Source organism: Citrobacter sp. Marseille-Q6884, from assembly GCF_945906775.1.
GTDB lineage: Bacteria > Pseudomonadota > Gammaproteobacteria > Enterobacterales > Enterobacteriaceae > Citrobacter.
Genome location: NZ_CAMDRE010000001.1, coordinates 1914783 through 1935791, shown reverse-complemented (window position 1 = coordinate 1935791; position 21009 = coordinate 1914783). Strand labels below are relative to the sequence as shown.

General features: G+C 52.6%; 18 protein-coding genes. 10 read left to right on the top strand and 8 right to left on the bottom strand.

Annotation, left to right across the window (positions count from 1 at the left end; translation table 11 throughout):
• Positions 1-361 precede the first annotated feature (361 nt).
• Together N7268_RS09150 and N7268_RS09145 are read left to right on the top strand one after the other, a co-directional pair.
• Complete coding sequence (locus N7268_RS09150) at positions 362-1984, top strand: DUF3300 domain-containing protein (protein ID WP_260862600.1); 1623 nt, start codon at positions 362-364, stop codon at positions 1982-1984.
• A gap of 10 nt (positions 1985-1994) precedes the next feature.
• Positions 1995-2789, top strand: coding sequence for a DUF2950 domain-containing protein (locus tag N7268_RS09145; RefSeq protein WP_260862598.1), 795 nt, complete (start codon positions 1995-1997; stop codon positions 2787-2789).
• Positions 2790-2850: 61 nt separating this feature from the next.
• Here the strand turns inward: N7268_RS09145 and lpdA are convergent, their stop codons facing one another.
• The 4 genes from lpdA to pdhR form a co-directional block, all read right to left on the bottom strand.
• Positions 2851-4275: a dihydrolipoyl dehydrogenase gene (lpdA, locus tag N7268_RS09140; RefSeq protein ID WP_198906808.1), complete on the bottom strand. Its 1425-nt coding sequence runs from the start codon at positions 4273-4275 to the stop codon at positions 2851-2853.
• A gap of 175 nt (positions 4276-4450) precedes the next feature.
• Positions 4451-6343: a pyruvate dehydrogenase complex dihydrolipoyllysine-residue acetyltransferase gene (gene aceF, locus N7268_RS09135; RefSeq protein WP_260862595.1), complete on the bottom strand. Its 1893-nt coding sequence runs from the start codon at positions 6341-6343 to the stop codon at positions 4451-4453.
• A 14-nt stretch (positions 6344-6357) separates the two neighbouring features.
• On the bottom strand, positions 6358-9021 hold the full coding sequence (gene aceE, locus N7268_RS09130; RefSeq protein WP_198906448.1) for a pyruvate dehydrogenase (acetyl-transferring), homodimeric type: 2664 nt from the start codon (positions 9019-9021) through the stop codon (positions 6358-6360).
• Positions 9022-9185: 164 nt separating this feature from the next.
• Entirely contained in the window at positions 9186-9950 is a 765-nt protein-coding gene (gene pdhR / locus N7268_RS09125; RefSeq protein ID WP_198906449.1) for a pyruvate dehydrogenase complex transcriptional repressor PdhR, read from the bottom strand.
• Positions 9951-10512: 562 nt separating this feature from the next.
• On the opposite strand from pdhR, the gene aroP reads away from it, so the two are divergent.
• On the top strand, positions 10513-11886 hold the full coding sequence (gene aroP, locus N7268_RS09120; protein ID WP_260862594.1) for an aromatic amino acid transporter AroP: 1374 nt from the start codon (positions 10513-10515) through the stop codon (positions 11884-11886).
• A 110-nt stretch (positions 11887-11996) separates the two neighbouring features.
• Here the strand turns inward: aroP and ampE are convergent, their stop codons facing one another.
• Positions 11997-12851 (bottom strand): beta-lactamase regulator AmpE, encoded by an 855-nt coding sequence (ampE, locus tag N7268_RS09115; RefSeq protein ID WP_260862593.1) that lies wholly within the window; start codon positions 12849-12851, stop codon positions 11997-11999.
• Entirely contained in the window at positions 12848-13411 is a 564-nt protein-coding gene (ampD, locus tag N7268_RS09110) for a 1,6-anhydro-N-acetylmuramyl-L-alanine amidase AmpD (protein WP_260862592.1), read from the bottom strand. Before ampD ends, ampE begins: the two co-directional genes overlap by 4 nt.
• A gap of 86 nt (positions 13412-13497) precedes the next feature.
• On the opposite strand from ampD, the gene nadC reads away from it, so the two are divergent.
• From nadC to hofC, 4 genes are all read left to right on the top strand, one after another.
• Positions 13498-14391, top strand: coding sequence for a carboxylating nicotinate-nucleotide diphosphorylase (gene nadC, locus N7268_RS09105; protein WP_198906453.1), 894 nt, complete (start codon positions 13498-13500; stop codon positions 14389-14391).
• Between the two features lie 239 nt (positions 14392-14630).
• Positions 14631-15068 (top strand): prepilin peptidase-dependent pilin, encoded by a 438-nt coding sequence (gene ppdD, locus N7268_RS09100; RefSeq protein ID WP_260862590.1) that lies wholly within the window; start codon positions 14631-14633, stop codon positions 15066-15068.
• A 9-nt stretch (positions 15069-15077) separates the two neighbouring features.
• Positions 15078-16463, top strand: coding sequence for a type II secretion system protein GspE (gene gspE / locus N7268_RS09095; RefSeq protein ID WP_260862587.1), 1386 nt, complete (start codon positions 15078-15080; stop codon positions 16461-16463).
• Positions 16453-17655, top strand: coding sequence for a protein transport protein HofC (gene hofC, locus N7268_RS09090; RefSeq protein WP_260862586.1), 1203 nt, complete (start codon positions 16453-16455; stop codon positions 17653-17655). Before gspE ends, hofC begins: the two co-directional genes overlap by 11 nt.
• 34 nt (positions 17656-17689) lie before the next feature.
• Here the strand turns inward: hofC and N7268_RS09085 are convergent, their stop codons facing one another.
• A complete protein-coding gene (locus N7268_RS09085; RefSeq protein WP_260862584.1) occupies positions 17690-18733 on the bottom strand; it encodes a GMP reductase in 1044 nt (347 codons plus the stop codon).
• A 225-nt stretch (positions 18734-18958) separates the two neighbouring features.
• Between N7268_RS09085 and coaE the strand changes: the two genes are divergently transcribed.
• The 3 genes from coaE to yacG are packed head-to-tail and all read left to right on the top strand — an operon-like array spanning position 18959 to position 20526.
• Complete coding sequence (gene coaE / locus N7268_RS09080) at positions 18959-19579, top strand: dephospho-CoA kinase (RefSeq protein ID WP_260862583.1); 621 nt, start codon at positions 18959-18961, stop codon at positions 19577-19579.
• A complete protein-coding gene (gene zapD / locus N7268_RS09075) occupies positions 19579-20322 on the top strand; it encodes a cell division protein ZapD (protein ID WP_198906458.1) in 744 nt (247 codons plus the stop codon). Before coaE ends, zapD begins: the two co-directional genes overlap by 1 nt.
• Before the next feature lie 9 nt (positions 20323-20331).
• Entirely contained in the window at positions 20332-20526 is a 195-nt protein-coding gene (yacG, locus tag N7268_RS09070; protein WP_260862582.1) for a DNA gyrase inhibitor YacG, read from the top strand.
• Positions 20527-20578: 52 nt separating this feature from the next.
• On the opposite strand, the gene mutT is transcribed toward yacG, so the two are convergent.
• On the bottom strand, positions 20579-20971 hold the full coding sequence (gene mutT / locus N7268_RS09065) for an 8-oxo-dGTP diphosphatase MutT (RefSeq protein WP_260862580.1): 393 nt from the start codon (positions 20969-20971) through the stop codon (positions 20579-20581).
• Between the last annotated feature and the right edge of the window lie 38 nt (positions 20972-21009).

The window sequence follows — 21009 nt, the reverse complement described above, 5'->3', positions numbered from 1 at the left end:
GTAGGGTAAATGCCCGGTACCGCATAAGGCACAATAACAGGAATTTCTTTACGTGTTAATCTGTTTACAAAAAAGTAACATAAAAAATTGGCTGAATCGTTAAGAATGGTATAGCGGCAAGAAAGCGCAAAATTCGCGCGCAAAAAACCGCGATACCGCCCCGATGTGCAAGCGCGACACTCTGAATATTCCAGCGGCTTTTCAGCCATCAGATATAATTGTGTAATAAATGTTCACACTCTTTTCCCAGACCTGGCGGGTGAATCCCCAATAAAAGTCAAAACTGTCAAACACGGGTGAATAATACTCGCGGCAACAGAAACGCCTCACGGCACAGCGCTTGTCTCGTTGGAGTCATTTTATGAAGTTGCCCTTTAAGCCACATCTGCTTGTCCTTTTGTGCAGTGCCGGGCTGTTTGCCGCCTCTGGCGTGATGTTCGTTAAAATTCGCGCAACGGAGCCTGCCGCTCCGGCCCCCATCGCACAACAACCGTCAACACCGGCGCCCGCTCCCGTAGCAGCCCCAGCACCGGCCGACCAACCGGCGCCTGCACCTGCACCTGCGCCAACGTACACGGCAGCACAAATCGATCAGTGGGTTGCGCCTATCGCGCTCTACCCGGACTCGCTGTTGTCGCAAATTTTGATGGCATCGACCTACCCGGCCAACGTCATTCAGGCCGCGCAGTGGTCAAAAGACAATCCCAAAATGCAGGGTGATCCCGCTATTCAGGCCGTTGCCAGCCAACCCTGGGATCCCAGCGTGAAATCACTGGTTGCCTTTCCTCAGTTGATGTCGCTGATGGGGGAGAACCCGCCGTGGGTACAAAGCCTGGGTGATGCTTTCCTCGCACAACCGAAAGACGTTATGGATTCCGTTCAACGCCTGCGTGTACTGGCGCAGCAAACCGGAGCGTTGCAATCAACACCGCAACAGACCGTCACCACCGTGGCAAAAGCGGCGCCGGCTAAAACCGTTACCAGCGGCTCGACGACAAGTTCCACCACTACGACCGCTACAACCGCCACAACAAGTCCAACAGTTATCAAGATTGAATCCGCCGATCCGCAGGTGGTGTACGTCCCCACCTATAACCCGAATACGGTGTACGGTACCTGGCCCAACACCGCCTATCCGCCAACCTATCTGCCCCCTACCCCTGGCGAGCAGTTTGGTAGCAGCTTCGTGAACGGTTTAGGCTTCAGCCTGGGTGTCGCCACAACGTATGCCATCTTCAGTAACATCGACTGGGATGATGATGACGACGACTGGGACCACCATCATAATGATGACTGGGATAACCATGGCGGTTATAACCGCAACGGTGATAACAACATCAATATCAACGTTGATAACTTCAATAAAATCAGCGGGCAACGCCTGACGGACGCCAACCGTACCTGGCAGCATAACCCGGCCTACCGTGAGGGTGTGCCGTACCCCAATAACCAGCTCAACAATCGCTTCCACTCCACGAATACGGCGACGGGATTAAGTTCAACCCAGCAACAAAGACCGGTCAACCGTGATAGCCAGCGTCAGGCAGCCATGAACCAAATGGAGAAATCGACGGGGAAAACATTCCCGCAGACGGCACGTACGGGAACGAAAGACGCCCAACGTCAGGCATCGAATCAACAGTTGAAGCAAATTTCCCAGCGTAACAACTACCGCGGTTACGATACCAAACCGCAAACGGCAAAACGGGCTAACACTCAGCAACGAGAGAATCGCCAGGTCGCTACCCAGCGACAGGAGAAACGGGTTTCGCAACCCACGCAGCAACGCAATGTCCAACAGCGCAACATTCAACAGCGAACCAGTCAGCCGCGCGCCAATGCGCTGAGTGGTAACGACAGCCGTTCAGGCAGTTGGCAGTCGCAACAGCAGCGAGGAGCCCAGAGCCGACAGATAGCTCGCAACCAGCCATCACGTCAGCCATCTGGCGGCCGTGCTGAACACCGTGAATTACGTCATCGTTAAGGGAACCGACATGAAAAATAAACTACTCAGTGGAATGGTGTTGTTCATGGTTTCGGCCACCGCGATGGCACAGCAATCCTTCAGCACCCCCGATCAAGCCACCGATGCGCTGGCAAGCGCTATCAGTGAACAAAATGAAAGTGCGATGAACACCCTGCTCGGGGAAAACTGGCGTGATTTTCTGCCGCCAGAAGGCGTCGATCCTGATGCGGTTGATCGCTTCCTGCGCGACTGGAAGGTCCGCCATAACACTGTCGTCAACGGCAATATGGCGCACCTTGTTGTCGGGGACAGCGACTGGCAGTTGCCAATCCCGGTGATCAAAACCGCGTCCGGCTGGCAATTTGACATTAAGCAGGCAGCTGATGAAATCCTGACCCGTGAGATCGGGCGCAACGAGCTCGCGGCCATCGAGGCATTACACGCCTATGTGGATGCTCAGCAGAGCTATTTCGCGATGAACCAGAAATACGCGCAAAAGATTGTCAGTTCTGAAGGGAAAAAAGATGGCCTGTACTGGCCGGTTTCACCCGGCGAAGCGCCAAGTCCGCTTGGCCCGGCCTTCAGCCCGCAGGAACCTGGCACGGGGTATCACGGCTATCATTTCCGCATCCTTCCCGACAAAACCAGCGGCTTTGCGATGGTGGCCTGGCCTGTTAGCTACGATCACACTGGGGTGATGAGTTTTATGATTAACGGCGATGACAAGGTCTATCAGGCGGATCTCGGTGCGGAATCACAGCAAAAAGCAGAAGCGTTAACTGCATATCACCCGGATAAAACCTGGCAACCAGTAGCCCCGTAGGACAGATAACGACACGCAAAAAAAACGCCTCCGAAGAGGCGTTTTCACAAAAGTAAGAAGATTATTTCTTCTTCGCTTTCGGGTTCGGCAGGTCGGTAATGCTACCTTCAAACACTTCTGCTGCCAGGCCCACAGACTCGTGCAGAGTCGGGTGCGCGTGGATGGTCAGCGCGATGTCTTCAGCGTCACAACCCATTTCGATCGCCAGACCGATTTCGCCCAGCAGCTCGCCGCCGTTGGTACCGACAATCGCGCCACCGATGACACGGTGAGATTCTTTGTCGAAAATCAGTTTGGTCATACCGTCTGCGCAGTCGGAAGCGATAGCACGGCCAGAAGCAGCCCACGGGAAGGTGGCGGTTTCATAGCTGATGCCTTTTTCTTTCGCTTCTTTCTCAGTCAGGCCAACCCATGCAACTTCTGGTTCAGTGTATGCGATGGATGGGATAACTTTCGGATCGAAGTAGTGTTTCTTACCGGCGATAACTTCAGCGGCAACGTGACCTTCGTGAACACCTTTGTGTGCCAGCATTGGCTGACCGACGATATCGCCGATTGCAAAGATGTGCGGTACGTTAGTACGCAGCTGTTTGTCCACGCGGATGAAGCCACGGTCATCAACTTCAACGCCCGCTTTGCCTGCGTCGAGGTTTTTACCGTTCGGTACACGACCGATAGCGACCAACACTGCGTCATAACGCTGTGCTTCAGCAGGCGCTTTTTTACCTTCCATGGAAACGTAAATACCGTCTTCTTTCGCTTCAACGGCAGTCACTTTGGTTTCCAGCATCAGGTTGAATTTCTTGCTGATACGCTTGGTGAAGACTTTCACTACGTCTTTATCGGCAGCCGGGATAACCTGGTCGAACATTTCAACCACGTCGATCTCTGAACCCAGCGCATGGTACACCGTACCCATTTCCAGACCGATGATACCGCCACCCATAACCAGCATACGCTTCGGTACGGATTTCAGTTCCAGCGCATCGGTAGAATCCCATACGCGCGGATCTTCGTGCGGAATGAACGGCAGCTGGATCGGACGGGAACCCGCCGCGATGATAGCGTTGTCGAAGTTAATAACGGTTTTGCCGTTTTCACCTTCAACTTCCAGGGTGTTTGCCCCGGTAAATTTACCCAGACCGTTTACCACTTTCACTTTACGGCCTTTGGCCATACCGGCCAGACCGCCTGTCAGTTGAGTGATAACTTTTTCTTTCCAGGTACGAATCTTGTCGATATCGGTTTTCGGCTCGCCAAAAACAATACCGTGATCAGCCAGTGCTTTGGCTTCTTCGATAACTTTTGCTACGTGCAGCAGTGCTTTAGAAGGGATACAGCCGACGTTCAGACAAACACCACCAAGGGTGCTGTAACGTTCTACGATGACGGTCTCCAGACCTAAATCTGCGCAACGGAAGGCTGCAGAGTAACCTGCCGGGCCTGCCCCAAGTACCACGACCTGAGTTTTGATTTCAGTGCTCATCATGACCTCTTAATTTATACCCGTCGTCCACCGGGTCGTTCTATCCGCCCGTATTTTACAAAATTGTTAACAATTTTGAAACAACAAACGGCAACCGATTTGTCTTTCGCACAATAACCTCACAGACTTCATGAGATTACCAGAAAAAAGCCGGCCGTCGGGCCGGCTTTTTCGCTTACATCACCAGACGGCGAATGTCAGACAGCGTGTTGTTGATGATGGTGATAAAGCGAGCACCATCAGCACCGTCAATCACGCGGTGGTCGAAGGAGAGAGAAATCGGCATCATCAGACGCGGAGTAAACTCTTTACCGTTCCACACCGGTTCTATAGCCGACTTGGACACGCCGAGGATAGCCACTTCAGGCGCGTTCACAATCGGTGCGAAGTGGGTAGTTCCCAGGCCGCCGATGCTGGAGATAGTGAAGCAACCGCCCTGCATTTCGCCAGCCGTCAGCTTACCATCACGCGCTTTCTTGGAGATCGTCGTCAGTTCACGAGACAGCTCGGTAATGCTCTTCTTGTTCACGTCTTTAAAGACCGGAACAACCAGACCATTCGGCGTATCAACCGCAACACCAATGTTGATATATTTCTTCAGCGTCAGACGCTGGCCGTCTTCGGACAGTGAGCTGTTAAAGCGAGGCATCTGCTCAAGCGCCGCAGCAACCGCTTTCATGATGAAGACCACTGGGGTGAATTTCACGTCCAGTTTACGCTTCTCAGCTTCAGCGTTCTGCTGTTTACGGAACGCTTCCAGATCGGTGATATCGGTTTTGTCGAAGTGCGTAACGTGCGGGATCATCACCCAGTTACGGCTCAGGTTCGCGCCAGAGATTTTCTGGATACGGCCCAGTTCAACTTCTTCGATTTCACCAAACTTGCTGAAGTCCACTTTCGGCCAAGGCAGCATGCCCGGGATACCGCCGCCAGCCGCAGCTGCCGGTGCAGATTCAGCACGCTTAATAGCGTCTTTCACGTAAGTCTGAACGTCTTCGCGCAGGATACGACCTTTACGGCCAGTGCCCTTCACTTTCGCCAGATTCACACCGAATTCGCGCGCCAGGCGACGAATCAGCGGAGTCGCATGGACGTAGGCGTCGTTCTCAGCAAACTCAGATTTGCCTTCCGCTTTCGCTGCCGGAGCCGGAGCGGCCGCTTGTGCAGGTGCTGCGGTCGGAGCCGGCGCTGCGGCTTGTGCCGGAGCGGCAGCCGGTGCTGCACCTTCCACTTCGAAGACCATAATCAGAGAACCGGTTTTCACTTTGTCGCCGGTGCTGATTTTAATTTCTTTCACGGTACCCGCGAACGGTGCCGGTACTTCCATAGAGGCTTTATCGCCTTCTACGGTGATCAGTGACTGCTCAGCGGCAACTTTATCGCCCACTTTAACCATCACTTCGGTGACTTCTACTTCGTCGCCGCCGATGTCCGGCACGTTAACGTCTTTCGCGCCAGAAGCAGCCGGAGCCGCCGCAGCAGCAGGAGCCGCAGCCTGAGCCGGTGCCGCAGCAGCAGGCGCTGCGCCAGCCACTTCGAAGACCATAATCAGGGAACCGGTAGACACTTTGTCACCCGTGTTGATTTTGATCTCTTTCACGGTACCCGCGAACGGCGCAGGCACTTCCATAGAGGCTTTGTCGCCTTCTACGGTGATCAGAGACTGCTCAGCCGCAACGGTGTCGCCCACTTTAACCATGATCTCGGTAACTTCTACTTCATCACCGCCGATGTCCGGTACGTGTACGTCTTTTGCCGCCGCAGCAGCAGGAGCAGCGGCCGGAGCGGCTGCTTTCTTCTCTTCTGCCGGAGCAGGTGCAGCAGCTGCTGCACCGTCGGCGGAATCGAAAATCATGATCAGTTTACCGGTCTCAGTTTTATCGCCAACAGAGACTTTGATCTCTTTAACGATGCCTGCCTGAGGGGACGGAACTTCCATAGAGGCTTTGTCGCCTTCTACGGTGATCAGCGACTGTTCAGCTTCAACTTTGTCGCCCACTTTGACCAGGATCTCGGTGATTTCAACTTCATCAGCCCCGATGTCCGGTACTTTGATTTCGATAGCCATTATTCTCTTACCTCTTACGCCAGACGCGGGTTAACTTTTTCTGCATCGATGTTGAATTTGGCGATTGCATCCGCAACCACTTTCTTATCGATTTCGCCACGTTTAGCCAGTTCGCCCAGTGCCGCTACAACCACGTAGGAAGCATCAACTTCAAAGTGGTGACGCAGGTTTTCACGGCTGTCAGAGCGACCGAAGCCGTCAGTACCCAGTACGCGATAATCATCAGCCGGTACATAAGTACGAACCTGTTCGGCAAACAGTTTCATATAGTCAGTAGATGCGACAGCCGGCGCGTCGTTCATCACCTGAGCGATGTACGGAACACGCGGAGTTTCCATCGGGTGCAGCATGTTCCAACGCTCACAATCCTGGCCATCACGTGCCAGTTCAGTGAAGGAGGTCACGCTGTAAACGTCAGAACCAACGCCGTAGTCTTTCGCCAGGATCTGCGCTGCTTCACGGACGTGACGCAGGATAGAACCGGAGCCCAGCAGCTGAACTTTACCTTTGCTACCTTCGAGGGTTTCGAGTTTGTAGATACCTTTACGGATACCTTCCTCGGCACCTGCTGGCATTGCCGGCATGTGGTAGTTTTCGTTCAGCGTGGTGATGTAGTAGTAAACGTTCTCTTGTTTTTCACCGTACATACGCTCCAGACCATCATGCATGATGACGGCAACTTCGTACGCGTAAGACGGATCGTAAGAGATACAGTTCGGGATAGTCAGAGACTGAATATGGCTGTGACCATCTTCGTGCTGCAGACCTTCGCCGTTCAGCGTAGTACGACCGGAAGTACCCCCGATCAGGAAGCCACGCGCCTGCTGGTCACCTGCTGCCCAGCACAGGTCGCCAATACGCTGGAACCCGAACATGGAGTAGTAGATGTAGAACGGGATCATCGGCAGATCGTTGGTGCTGTAAGAGGTTGCAGCGGCCAGCCAGGAAGAACCTGCGCCCAGCTCGTTGATACCTTCCTGCAGAATCTGGCCTTTCTCGTCTTCTTTGTAGTAAGCAACCTGCTCACGGTCCTGCGGGGTGTACTGCTGGCCGTTCGGGCTGTAGATACCGATCTGACGGAACAGACCTTCCATACCGAAAGTACGCGCTTCGTCGGCGATGATCGGAACCAGACGATCTTTGATCGACTTGTTTTTCAGCATCACGTTCAGGGCACGAACGAAAGCGATAGTGGTGGAGATTTCTTTGTTCTGCTCTTCCAGCAGCGCGCCGAAGTCTTCCAGGGCCGGCAGTTCCAGCTTCTCGGTGAAGTTCGGCTGGCGGCTCGGCAGATAACCGTGCAGTTTCTGACGCTGAGCGTGCAGATAGGTGTGCTCTTCAGAACCTTCCGGGAAGGTAATGTAAGAGAGATTTTCAACCTGCTCATCGGTTACCGGAACATTGAAGCGGTCGCGAATGTAACGCACGCCGTCCATGTTCATTTTCTTAACCTGGTGAGCGATGTTTTTACCTTCGGCGGTGTCACCCATGCCATAACCTTTAATGGTATGAGCGAGGATTACAGTTGCTTTGCCTTTGGTTTCCTGCGCTTTTTTCAGTGCAGCGTAGACTTTCTTCGGATCGTGACCACCACGGTTCAGTGCCCAGATCTGCTCGTCAGTCCAGTCAGCAACCAGTGCAGCGGTTTCCGGATATTTACCGAAGAAATGCTCACGTACGTATGCGCCATCTTTGGATTTGAAGGTCTGGTAGTCGCCATCAACGGTTTCGTTCATCAGCTGGATCAGCTTACCGCTGGTGTCTTTACGCAGCAGCTCATCCCAACGACCGCCCCACATCACTTTGATCACGTTCCAGCCAGCACCTGCGAAGATGCCTTCCAGCTCGTTGATGATCTTGCCGTTACCGGTGACCGGGCCGTCAAGACGCTGCAGGTTACAGTTGATAACAAAGACCAGGTTGTCCAGTTTTTCACGGGTGGCAATGGTGATAGCACCCTTAGATTCCGGCTCATCCATCTCACCGTCGCCCAGGAAGGCGTAAACGGTTTGTTTAGAGGTATCTTTCAGGCCACGGTGTTCCAGATATTTCAGGAATTTAGCCTGGTAGATCGCACCGATTGGACCCAGACCCATTGATACGGTCGGGAACTGCCAGAATTCCGGCATCAGTTTCGGGTGCGGGTAGGAAGACAGGCCTTTGCCATGAACTTCCTGACGGAAGTTGTCCATCTGCTCTTCAGTCAGACGACCTTCCAGGAAAGCACGTGCGTACACGCCCGGGGAGATGTGACCCTGGAAGTATACCAGGTCGCCGCCATCCTGCTCGTTGCGCGCACGGAAGAAGTGGTTGAAGCAAACATCATATACCGTTGCGGAGGACTGGAAGGATGCCATGTGGCCACCCAGCTCGAGGTCCTTTTTAGACGCACGCAGTACGGTCATGATGGCGTTCCAGCGGATAGCAGAACGAATACGACGTTCCAGCTCCAGATTGCCCGGGTATTCCGGTTCGTCTTCAACGGCAATAGTGTTGACATAATTGCTGGCCCCTGCACCTGCCGCTACTTTCACGCCGCCTTTACGGGCTTCTGAAAGCAGTTGGTCGATCAGATACTGAGCACGCTCAACACCTTCTTCACGGATGACCGATTCGATCGCCTGTAGCCAGTCGCGAGTTTCGATCGGATCCACGTCATTTGGGAAACGTTCTGACATGGGGGTATTCCTTATCTATCTAATACGTTGAGTTATCTGGAACCTGTCCCATTGTGTTCTCGTTCGAGAGAGCACAATAAGACAGGTTCTGCGTTTAGTTGCCGCGCTTTTGGTTAGCGCTTGATTTACAACATCTTCTGGTTAACTTTCTACCAGAAAAATCACTAATTCTTTCGTTGCTCCAGGCGGCGTAAGGCGCGTTCACGACGGCTTTCCTCACGGCTTCTGTCCAGCAAAATCTCTTCGATGAACGCCAGGTGACGGTGCGAGGCTTCACGCGCCTCCTCCGGCTTCCCGGCGATAATAGCTTCAAAAATACGGGTGCGGTGGCTGCTTACTAACGGCAGCATCTCCCGACGCGCATACAGCAATTCGAAGTTTTGACGGACGTTCTGGGCCAGCATCGGCTCCATACACCTTAGCAAATGGAGCAGCACCACATTGTGTGCCGCCTCAGTGACAGCAATTTGATACTGGAGAACCGCATCAGATTCGCCGTCCAGATCGCCGGACTGTTGGGCCAGCTCAATTGCATGGTGGAGTTCACGGATTCGCGCTTTGTCTTCATCCGTGCTGCGCAATGCGGCGTAATATGCGGCAATGCCTTCCAGCGCATGGCGTGTCTCAAGCAGGTCAAACTGGGATTCAGGATGGTCGGAGAGCAGCTCTACCAGTGGGTCGCTAAAGCTCTGCCACAGGCTGCTCTGAACAAAAGTGCCACCGCCCTGACGACGAAGCAGCAAGCCCTTCGCTTCAAGGCGTTGGATCGCCTCGCGTAAGGAGGGGCGGGAAACATCGAACTGTTTTGCCAGCTCGCGTTCCGGTGGGAGTTTTTCTCCGGGGCGAAGTGTCCCCTCAAGAATTAAAAACTCCAGCTGCTGCTCAATCACATCGGAGAGTTTTGGTTGGCGGATTTTGCTGTAGGCCATGATTTCCTGTCTTAAGCCATTTGCCCGGAGTCAATTGGTCTTACCAATTTCATGTTCTTGACGCTAAAGTAACAAAGTATTCACCTTCTGTCCATACAGGTTTTGATTGAAATCAGTAAAGCGGGCACATTTTAACAACATTACAGAAATAACGTTTCAAACATGTAACTATGCACAAATGTTAAATTTACCCACCAGGGAGTAGTTTTAACGTAATTGAAACGAAAAAATATATCATCTGAACCGATTCAACTCGTTATTTATCAACTTTCCATTCATATTTATCGAATAAAAATTCATACCAGGAATAATATGGTAGATAATCCCGTATTTACAAATGGTTTCTTTTTATTCAACTCGTCATCCTCCCTTCATAAAGCAAGTGCATTCGCGCTCGCATAACATTATTCTGATCAAGACAAAAGTACTTAGGCAACATTTTACTGACCACTGCCGTAAACAAATTAATACAACAAACGGAATTGCAAACTTACACACGCGTTACTGCGTAGTTCAAAAAATAAGTACTCGAATATAAGAGTAAAACCACACACGAGGTTTCATGATGGAAAGTCAACAGCATGGCGATCAGCTAAAGCGCGGCCTTAAAAACCGCCATATACAGCTTATCGCGCTGGGTGGCGCGATAGGCACCGGGTTATTCCTCGGCAGCGCATCCGTTATCCAGTCTGCAGGGCCGGGTATTATTCTGGGTTACGCGATCGCCGGTTTTATCGCCTTTTTGATTATGCGTCAGTTAGGTGAAATGGTGGTTGAAGAGCCGGTTGCAGGCTCCTTCAGCCATTTTGCTTATAAATATTGGGGCGGGTTCGCTGGCTTCTCTTCTGGATGGAACTACTGGGTGCTGTACGTGCTGGTTGCCATGGCGGAACTCACCGCGGTCGGCAAATATATCCAGTTCTGGTACCCGGAAATCCCAACATGGGCCTCAGCAGCGGTCTTTTTCGTTGTTATCAACGCCATCAACCTGACCAACGTTAAAGTGTTCGGTGAGATGGAGTTCTGGTTTGCCATTATTAAAGTCATCGCGGTTGTGGCAATGATTTTGTTCGGCGGCTGGTTGCTGTTTAGTGGCAACGGTGGCCCACAGGCCAGCGTCAGTAACTTATGGAGCCAGGGTGGATTCCTGCCGCACGGCTTTACCGGTCTGGTCATGATGATGGCCATCATCATGTTCTCCTTCGGCGGACTGGAGCTGGTCGGGATCACCGCTGCAGAAGCCGATAACCCGGAGCAGAGCATTCCCAAAGCAACCAACCAGGTTATTTACCGTATCCTGATTTTCTATGTGGGTTCTCTGGCCGTTCTGCTTTCTCTGATGCCGTGGACGCGTGTCACCGCAGATACCAGTCCGTTTGTCCTGATCTTCCACGAACTGGGCGATACCTTTGTTGCGAATGCGCTGAACGTCGTGGTACTGACCGCTGCACTGTCTGTTTATAACAGCTGCGTATATTGCAACAGCCGTATGCTGTTCGGCCTGGCGCAGCAAGGTAACGCGCCAAAAGCGCTGATGAGTGTGGATAAGCGTGGCGTACCGGTCAACACTATTCTGGTCTCTGCCCTGGTGACGGCGTTGTGTGTACTGATCAACTATCTGGCGCCGGAATCGGCATTTGGCTTACTGATGGCACTGGTCGTTTCTGCACTGGTCATCAACTGGGCGATGATTAGTCTTGCGCACATGAAGTTCCGCAAAGCGAAGCAACAGCAGGGCGTCGTCACCCGCTTCCCGGCACTGTTCTATCCGCTGGGTAACTGGGTCTGCCTGATTTTCATGGCTGCAGTGCTGGTCATTATGCTGATGACACCCGGCATGGCGATCTCGGTTTACCTGATCCCAGTCTGGATTGCGATTCTTGGCATCGGCTATCTGTGCAAGCAAAAAACAGCCAAAGCCGTTAAAGCGCATTAATCCCCGCCTGTATCACGCAGGAACAAAAACGGGATGCCTGATTCAGGCATCCCGTCTACTGATAATCCCGCTCTATTCCCTACTCTCTCAAACGACAAGGTGTCGTAGCGTTAGATCAGCGTGCCATAAAGGGTCAGCAACGCGATAACCACCACCACCACAAACGAGGTTTTCTTCGCCATAGAAACCGCCGCTTTTGGCGTTTCGACTTTATCGGTGTGCGGCTCACGCACCAGCGAGAACTGCGCCAGACGTGTTAGCACCTGATATTGTGAAGTATGCAGATCGGCCAGCGAGGCAAACCAGGCCGGTAGCGCTTTCTCACCATGTCCCAGCAACGCATACACCACACCAACCAGGCGAACCGGTATCCAGTCCAGAACATGCAGAATGGCATCAATACCCGACTGCAAACGTTGATGCGGCGTCTGATAGCGCGCCAGCCAGGATTGCCATGCTCGTAGAAAAGCATACCCCACCAGCGTTACCGGCCCCCACGGACCGCCGACAATCAACCAGAACAACGGCGCCAGGTAAAAGCGAAAGTTATTCCATAACAGCGCATTTTGTAGTTCGCGCAAAAACTCACGCTCGTCACAATCCGGTGGAACGCCATGAATCAACGTAAGCTCGCTGGCCATCGCCTCACGTGCATGCGCATCATTACGTGACGCGGCGTTCAGGTACGCATGATAATGAAGGCGTATCTTGCCTGCGCCAATGCACAGTAAGCCAATCAGGATCCACACCACCAGCAGCGGGACATTAAACAACAGCCCCTGCAGCGCACGTAACAGCAGAAAGGTCACCGCCATCGCGATAGCGGCCATGCCCAGCGTACGCGCCATGGAAAAATGTGTTATCCGGCGGAAGAAAGCCTCAACCCGGTGATCAAGCTGCCAGTGCTCACCCAGCTTAAACAGGCGTTCAACCATCAACACCAATAATGTTGTAAACAGCGTCATGTCATCTCCTTGCTTGACGAGGGGGTGACCAGCGCGCGAAATCTCGCCCAGTCAAAAGAGGGACCGGGATCGGTCTTGCGCTCAGGTGCAATATCGCAGTGCCCAGTCAGGTTATTGGCAATCTTCGGATAACACTGAATTAATACTTGCGTGATGGCCGCCAGTTGCTGGTACTGCGCATCGGTATAGGCCAGCGTATCCGTTCCTTCCAGCTCAATACCAATAGAAAAATCATTACAGCGCTCACGCCCCTGATAGTTCGACACACCGGCATGCCAGGCACGTTTATTAAAAGGAACATACTGCACGATCTCACCGTCGCGGCGGATCAGGCAATGCGCAGAAACGCGCAAATGGGCGATCTCTGCAAAGAAAGGGTGAGCGTTGGGATCAAGAGTTCCCGTGAACAATGCATCTATCCACGGGCCGCCAAATTCACCTGGCGGCAGACTGATATTATGCACCACCAACAAAGAAGGGATTTCGTCATCCGGGCGGCAATCGAAATGTGGGGAGGGAACGCGTCGTGCCTCAGCCAGCCAGCCCTCGTCTAACAACATGCTGAATCTCCTTTTGGTGGTGCTTATATCAGGTTCAGGGTAGCATGTTTCTACCTTATGATTCGTTAGCTATTTGGAGTTTTATCATGCCGCCTCGCCGCTATAACCCTGACTACCGACGTGACGCGCTGTTGGAACGTATAAATCTGGATATCCCTGCCGCTGTTGCTCAGGCACTGCGCGAAGATTTAGGCGGAGAAGTTGATGCCAATAACGATATCACCGCACAACTTTTACCCGAAAATATGCGTTCCCACGCTACCGTCATTACCCGTGAAGATGGCATCTTTTGCGGAAAACGTTGGGTAGAAGAGGTCTTTATCCAGTTGGCTGGCGATGACGTACGCGTCACCTGGCATGTTGAAGACGGCGACAGCATTAAGGCAAATCAGCCGCTGTTTGAGCTGGACGGTCCTTCCCGCGTACTGCTAACAGGCGAACGTACCGCACTGAATTTTGTGCAGACGCTCTCCGGTGTTGCAAGCGTAGTACGCCAATACGTGGACTTACTGGCCGGGACAAAAACCCAATTGCTCGATACACGTAAAACGCTGCCAGGACTGCGTACGGCACTGAAATATGCGGTGTTATGCGGTGGCGGCACGAATCATCGTCTGGGGCTTTCTGACGCTTTCCTGATTAAAGAAAACCACATTATTGCCTCCGGTTCGGTTCGTCAGGCCGTCGAAAAAGCGTTCTGGCTGCACCCGGATGTTCCGGTAGAAGTCGAAGTGGAAAACCTGGAGGAACTGGACGATGCATTGAAGGCCGGCGCTGACATTATCATGCTGGACAACTTCGAGACCGATCAGATGCGCGAAGCCGTTAAACGCACCAATGGTCAGGCTCGTCTGGAAGTTTCCGGCAACGTTACTCATGAAACGCTGCGCGAATTTGCCGAAACCGGCGTGGATTTCATCTCCGTTGGCGCACTGACAAAGCATGTTCGCGCCCTCGATCTCTCCATGCGTTTTCGTTAACACCTGACTGCATTGCCCGATAACATATCTTTATCGGGCAGACTTGAGTGCCTCCCCCTGCCGGATCAGTCGGTTACACCACTATCCGGCACATTCTTTCGTAGCGCCTCGCAATTCTGCCTTCAGATTATGCAACCCGATTAAACTCTTCTGAACCTACCTTCCCATTCATTTGTTTGCCCCTCGCCGCGATCCCGTTCGTTTGTCAAAGTAGCGCCAGCTAACTCAAGGAGCGAATGATGGACAAGCAACGGGGCTTTACGCTTATTGAACTGATGGTGGTCATTGGCATTATTGCCATACTCAGCGCCATCGGTATTCCTGCATACCAAAACTACCTGCGCAAAGCCGCATTAACCGACATGCTGCAGACCTTTATCCCCTATCGCACGGCTGTCGAACTCTGTGCGCTGGAGCACGGCGGTACGAATACCTGTGATGGTGGAAGCAATGGGATCCCCTCTCCCACAACGACCCGCTATGTCTCCGGCATGAGTATTGAAAAAGGCGTCGTCAGCCTCACCGGGCAGGAAAGCCTCAACGGACTCAGCATCACCATGACGCCACGATGGGAAAATGCCAACGGCATTACCGGCTGGAATCGTCGTTGCAACATTCAAAATGACAGCGCCCTGCAACAGGCCTGTGAAGACGTGTTCCGTTTCGATGCAAACTAAGGAAAAGAGATGAACACCACACAACTGACGGCGCTGTGTCATCGTTATCAGGGAATACTGCTGGATGCGGATAATGACGCGGTTCATATCGCCGTCCTGGACGCGCCATCCCACGAACTGTTGGACGCACTGCATTTTGCGACCACAAAACGCATCGATATTGAGTGCTGGACTCCCCAGCAAATGGAATCCTACTCACGTAAATCACAGCCAAAGCATGCGACAGCCATACCGGAAAATAGCGCCACAACGGCGGGGTTGCTGAATCAGACGTTACAATCCGCCCTGGCAAAACGGGCGTCAGATATTCATATTGAGCCTGCAGAGCATCGTTATCGAATAAGATTACGTGTAGACGGTGTACTTCACACCTTGCCAGACATCCCTAAAGAGACAGGCATTGCCCTTACCGCCAGGTTAAAAGTGTTAGGCAGTCTGGATATAGCCGAACACCGACTTCCGCAGGATGGGCAATTTACCGTTGAGATTTCCGGGGAGCCCCTCTCTTTTCGCATCTCCACACTGCCCTGTCGATACGGTGAGAAAGTGGTGCTGCGATTACTGCATCAGGTTGAACAAGCACTGGAAATTAAAGCGCTGGGCATGCAGGACGCGCAGTTGGAAGCCTTTTCCCAGGCATTGCAGCAGCCTCAGGGACTGGTTCTGGTAACGGGACCTACCGGAAGTGGTAAAACGGTCACGCTTTACAGCGCGCTACAAACCCGAAATACCCCTGACGTGAATCTCTGTAGCGTGGAAGATCCTGTAGAAATTCCGATCGAGGGGCTAAACCAGACGCAAATTCACCCACGCGCCGGCCTCACTTTCCAGGGCGTATTGCGCGCACTGCTACGACAAGATCCCGACATTATCATGGTCGGGGAAATTCGCGATGGCGAAACAGCGGAAATTGCGCTTAAAGCGGCGCAAACAGGGCATCTGGTTCTCTCCACGCTGCACACTAACTCCACCAGTGAAACACTGGTGCGCCTGCAGCAAATGGGGGTTGCCCGCTGGATGATCGCCTCTGCTTTAACGCTCGTGATTGCACAGCGACTCGTTCGAAAACTGTGCCCCCATTGTCGGCAATCTCCTGGTGCGACCTTCACACTCCCAAAAACACTCTGGCCCACGCCTCTTCCGCACTGGCAAGCCCCCGGCTGCGACCACTGTTATCACGGGTATTATGGTCGTACCGCATTATTTGAAGTTCTGCCCATCACACCCGTATTGCGTCAGCGCATTGCCAGCGGCATATCTGCAGACGAGGTGGAATCAGATGCTCAGCAGGCAGGAATGCGCACGCTTTTTGCGAATGGATGCCTTGCCGTAGAGCAAGGACTGACCACCGTTGAAGAGCTTATTCGCGTACTGGGTATGCCCCATGCCAGGTAAACAACTCTGGCGTTGGCATGGCGTAAGCCACGACGGTCAGGCAATGGAAGGCGCTCTCTGGGCAGAGAGTCGCCCGTCACTGACATTGGCTTTGGCGCACCGGCATATTACGCCGATACGTATCAAACGTATGTGCGTAAAAACCTCACACTGGCGCAGAGAAAGAAGCACAGAAGTGATTGACCAGTTGGCCACATTACTTAAGGCAGGACTCACGCTGTGCGAAGGATTGACTCTGCTGGCTGAGCAACACCCCAGCAGTCAGTGGCAGGCGCTACTACGCTCGCTTGCCGACGATATGGAACAGGGGATGTCACTTTCTACTTCACTGGCGCGATGGCAACACGTTTTTCCACCGTTATACCAGACGATGATCCGCACGGGGGAACTCACAGGTAAGCTGGACGACTGCTGCTTCGCACTCGCCCGTCAGCAAAAAGATCAGCAGCAGCTTGCCAGTAAAGTTAAAAAAGCGCTGCGTTACCCCATTATCATCCTCGCGATGGCAGTTATGGTCGTGCTCGCGATGTTGCACTTTGTCCTCCCTGAGTTTGCCGCCATCTATCGTACGTTCAATACTCCGCTACCGGCGCTCACTCAGTGGATAATTGCCCTTGCGCACTCCAGCAGCCAATGGGGATGGCTGGTAGGCGCGTTCAGTCTGACACTGGGGGTCACGTACAACCTGATAAAGAAAAAACCGTACTGGCTTATCCTGCGTCAGCGACTTCTGCTGCGCTGTCCGATCACAGGACCGTTGGTCAGGGGACAAAAACTCACGCAGATCTTCACCGTCCTGTCGTTGACGCAAAGTGCAGGTATTTCGTTTTTACAAGGTCTGGAGAGTGTCGCAGAAACGCTAGCCTGCCCCTTCTGGTCCTCACGTTTAACGCAGGCACATGACGACATCAGTGCCGGTAAGCCGATCTGGCTGGCGCTGAAAAATAGCGGCGAATTCAGTCCATTGTGTTTACAGCTGGTAAGATCAGGCGAAGCGTCCGGTTCACTGGATGTGATGCTGCATAATCTGGCCCGGCATCATAACGAAAACACCCTGTCTCAGGCTGAGAATCTGGCTGCGCTACTTGAGCCGGCACTGCTTGTTATTACGGGGCTGATTATCGGTACGCTGGTCGTCGCGATGTATTTACCGATCTTCCATTTGGGGGATGCAATGAGTGGGATGGGATAACGCTGGCGCATGAAGCTGCGCCAGCGATCGTGAATTACAGGCTATTGAAAACGCGGTTTTCTTGTTCCTGGACACGGATGAACGTTGTACGTTTGGTCAGCTCTTTCAGACGCGATGCCCCCACATAAGTACAGGCTGAACGCAGGCCACCGAGGATATCACGTGCAGTATTATCAACCGGGCCACGCAGCGGCAGCTTAACGGTTTTGCCTTCTGCAGCACGGTACTGCGCGACACCACCAACGTGACGCGTCATCGCGGATTCAGAGCTCATGCCGTAAAACAGCATGAATTTCTCACCATTTTCCTCAACCACTTTACCGCCGCTTTCTTCGTGACCGGCCAGCATACCGCCCAGCATCACAAAGTCTGCGCCGCCGCCAAATGCTTTTGCCACATCGCCTGGCATCGTGCAGCCGCCATCGCTGACAATCATACCGCCCAGACCATGTGCAGCGTCCGCACATTCAATGACGGCAGAAAGCTGAGGATAGCCAACGCCCGTTTTCACACGCGTGGTGCAAACAGAACCCGGGCCAATGCCCACTTTGACAATATCAGCACCTGACAGCACCAGCTCTTCACACATTTCACCGGTAACCACATTACCCGCACAGATCGTTTTGGTCGGCCAGGCTTCACGCGCTTTCGATACAAACTGTACAAAATGTTCTGAGTAACCATTCGCCACGTCGATGCAAACAAAGTTCAGGCCTGGGTTCAGTGCCAGAATCTGTTTGGTCTTTTCGAAATCAGCGTCAGAAGTTCCGGTAGAAACCATCACGTGTTTTAGAACATCAGCAGATGCGCCCGCGATGAAAGCAGACCACTCTTCGACAGAATAGTGTTTGTGCACAGCGGTCAGGATGTCGAAGGAGGCAAGCGCCGTTGCCATTGCAAACGTCCCGACAGTGTCCATATTCGCGGCGATAATAGGCACGCCGGACCAGGTTTGACCTGAATGTTTAAAGGTAAATTGACGCTCCAGCTCAACATCGGAACGGCTTTTGAGAGTAGAACGCTTAGGGCGGATAAGAACGTCTTTGAAACCTAACTTCAGATCTTCTTCGATACGCATGTGCGGATTCCTGGGGTTAATGGCTAAAAATCGAAACTCACAACTCCAGTGACGCTATCATACGCACTAATCAATGCCGCGCAAGACTGCGAAATTCTCTTTTTTTACGCTACAATCCCATAAATTTACCTGGCGAATAGTAGGTTAATCCTGCAGCAGCCTCGCCTTCGCGTGCTTAACTTTTAACTGTTTGATAATCAAACGTAAACTCCAGGATCGGGTTCTATGAGGTATACAGTAGCCTTAACCGGCGGCATTGGCAGTGGTAAGAGTACCGTTGCAAATGCATTCGCTGACCTCGGAATAAACATCATTGATGCCGATATTATTGCGCGCCAGGTCGTTGAACCGGGTATGCCAGCCTTAAAAGCAATCGCGGAACATTTTGGTTCTGAACTTATTGCCGCAGATGGATCACTACAACGGCGAATCTTGCGTGAACGTATTTTTTCCGCTCCTGATGAAAAAGCCTGGCTGAACGCCCTGCTCCACCCGCTCATTCAGCAGGAGACTCAACGCCAGTTTCAACAAGCGACTTCACCTTATCTGTTATGGGTGGTGCCATTGCTGGTTGAAAACGCGTTGTATAAAAAAGCCGATCGTGTGCTCGTGGTCGATGTCACTCCCGAGACACAGCTCAGACGAACCATGCAGCGCGACGATGTCACTCGCGAACATGTAGAACAAATTCTGGCTGCTCAGGCTACGCGTGAAGCGCGTCTTGCCGTGGCAGACGATGTTATTGATAATAATGGCGCACCGGATGACATCATCCCGGATGTCGCTCGCCTGCACGCGCTCTATTTGCAATACGCGTCGCAGTTTGTCTCACAGGAAAAACCGTAATGCACACCCAGGTCCTTTTTGAACACCCTCTCAATGAGAAGATGCGTACATGGCTGCGTATTGAGTTTCTGATTCAGCAACTCTCCGTGAATTTACCCATTGCAGACCATGCAGGCGCACTGCATTTTTTCCGCAATATTGGAGATTTACTGGATGTATTCGAACGCGGCGAAGTCCGTACCGAACTCCTGAAAGAGCTTGAGCGACAACAGCGTAAACTTCAGGCCTGGGTTGAAGTTCCCGGTGTCGATCAAAGCAGAATTGATTCTCTGCGCCAGCAGTTAAAAAGCGCCGGCAGTATTTTGATTTCAGCGCCACGCATCGGGCAAACGCTGCGTGAAGATCGTCTTATCGGTCTGGTGCGCCAACGTTTGAGTATTCCTGGCGGGTGCTGCAGTTTCGACTTACCCACGCTGCATATCTGGTTGCATATGCCGCAATCACAGCGCGATGCGCAGGTCGAATCCTGGATTGCCAGCCTTAATCCGCTCAATCAGGCACTCTCGCTCGTTCTCGATTTAATCCGTAACTCCGCGCCGTTTCGCAAGCAAACCAGTTTAAATGGCTTTTACCAGGACAACGGTGAAGATGCTGATTTGCTGCGTTTGCAGTTGCCACTCGACTCTCAGCTTTATCCGCAGATCTCAGGTCATAAGAGCCGTTTTGCCATTCGTTTTATGCCGCTGGATAGCGAGAATGGCCAGATACCCGAGCGCCTCGATTTTGACCTTGCATGCTGTTAAGGAGTGAACATGTCTGAACAAACCATCGTCAACTGTCCAACCTGCGGTAAACCTGTCGTGTGGGCAGAAGTGAGTCCGTTCCGCCCCTTCTGCTGCAAACGCTGCCAGTTGATCGATTTGGGTGAGTGGGCCGCCGAAGAGAAACGCATCCCAAGCAGTGGCGACCTCTCAGAAAGCGACGACTGGAGCGAAGAGAAAGAATAGGCCGCGCCCACGCCATGATGTGCCGGATGGCGGCGTAAACGCCCTGTCCGGCCTACGGAGTTTGCATTAATTTCGCTATCACGGGCTCATTGGCTGGCGGGAAGTCTTCCGCGTTCAACACCTCTGCGGCAATCCATTCACCCGGTTGCCCTTCTTTTCCCCACGGTTCACCTTTCCAGCTTTCGACTAACCAGAACCACAGCATGATATGCCGGTCAGGAAACTGATATTCCAGTTTCTCAAACAGAGTGGCGTTAACCGGAGTAATTCCCACCTCTTCCTGTAACTCACGGATCAGCGCCTGTTCTGGCGTTTCGCCCGCTTCTATTTTTCCGCCAGGAAATTCCAGCTTATTCGCCATATGGGCATCAGCCGCACGCTGAGTAATAAAAATCTCATTTTGCTTATTACGGATAATCCCAACGGCAATTTGCAGTATTTTCATCTTCATCGTCCATAAAAAAGGCGCAGAATTCTGCGCCT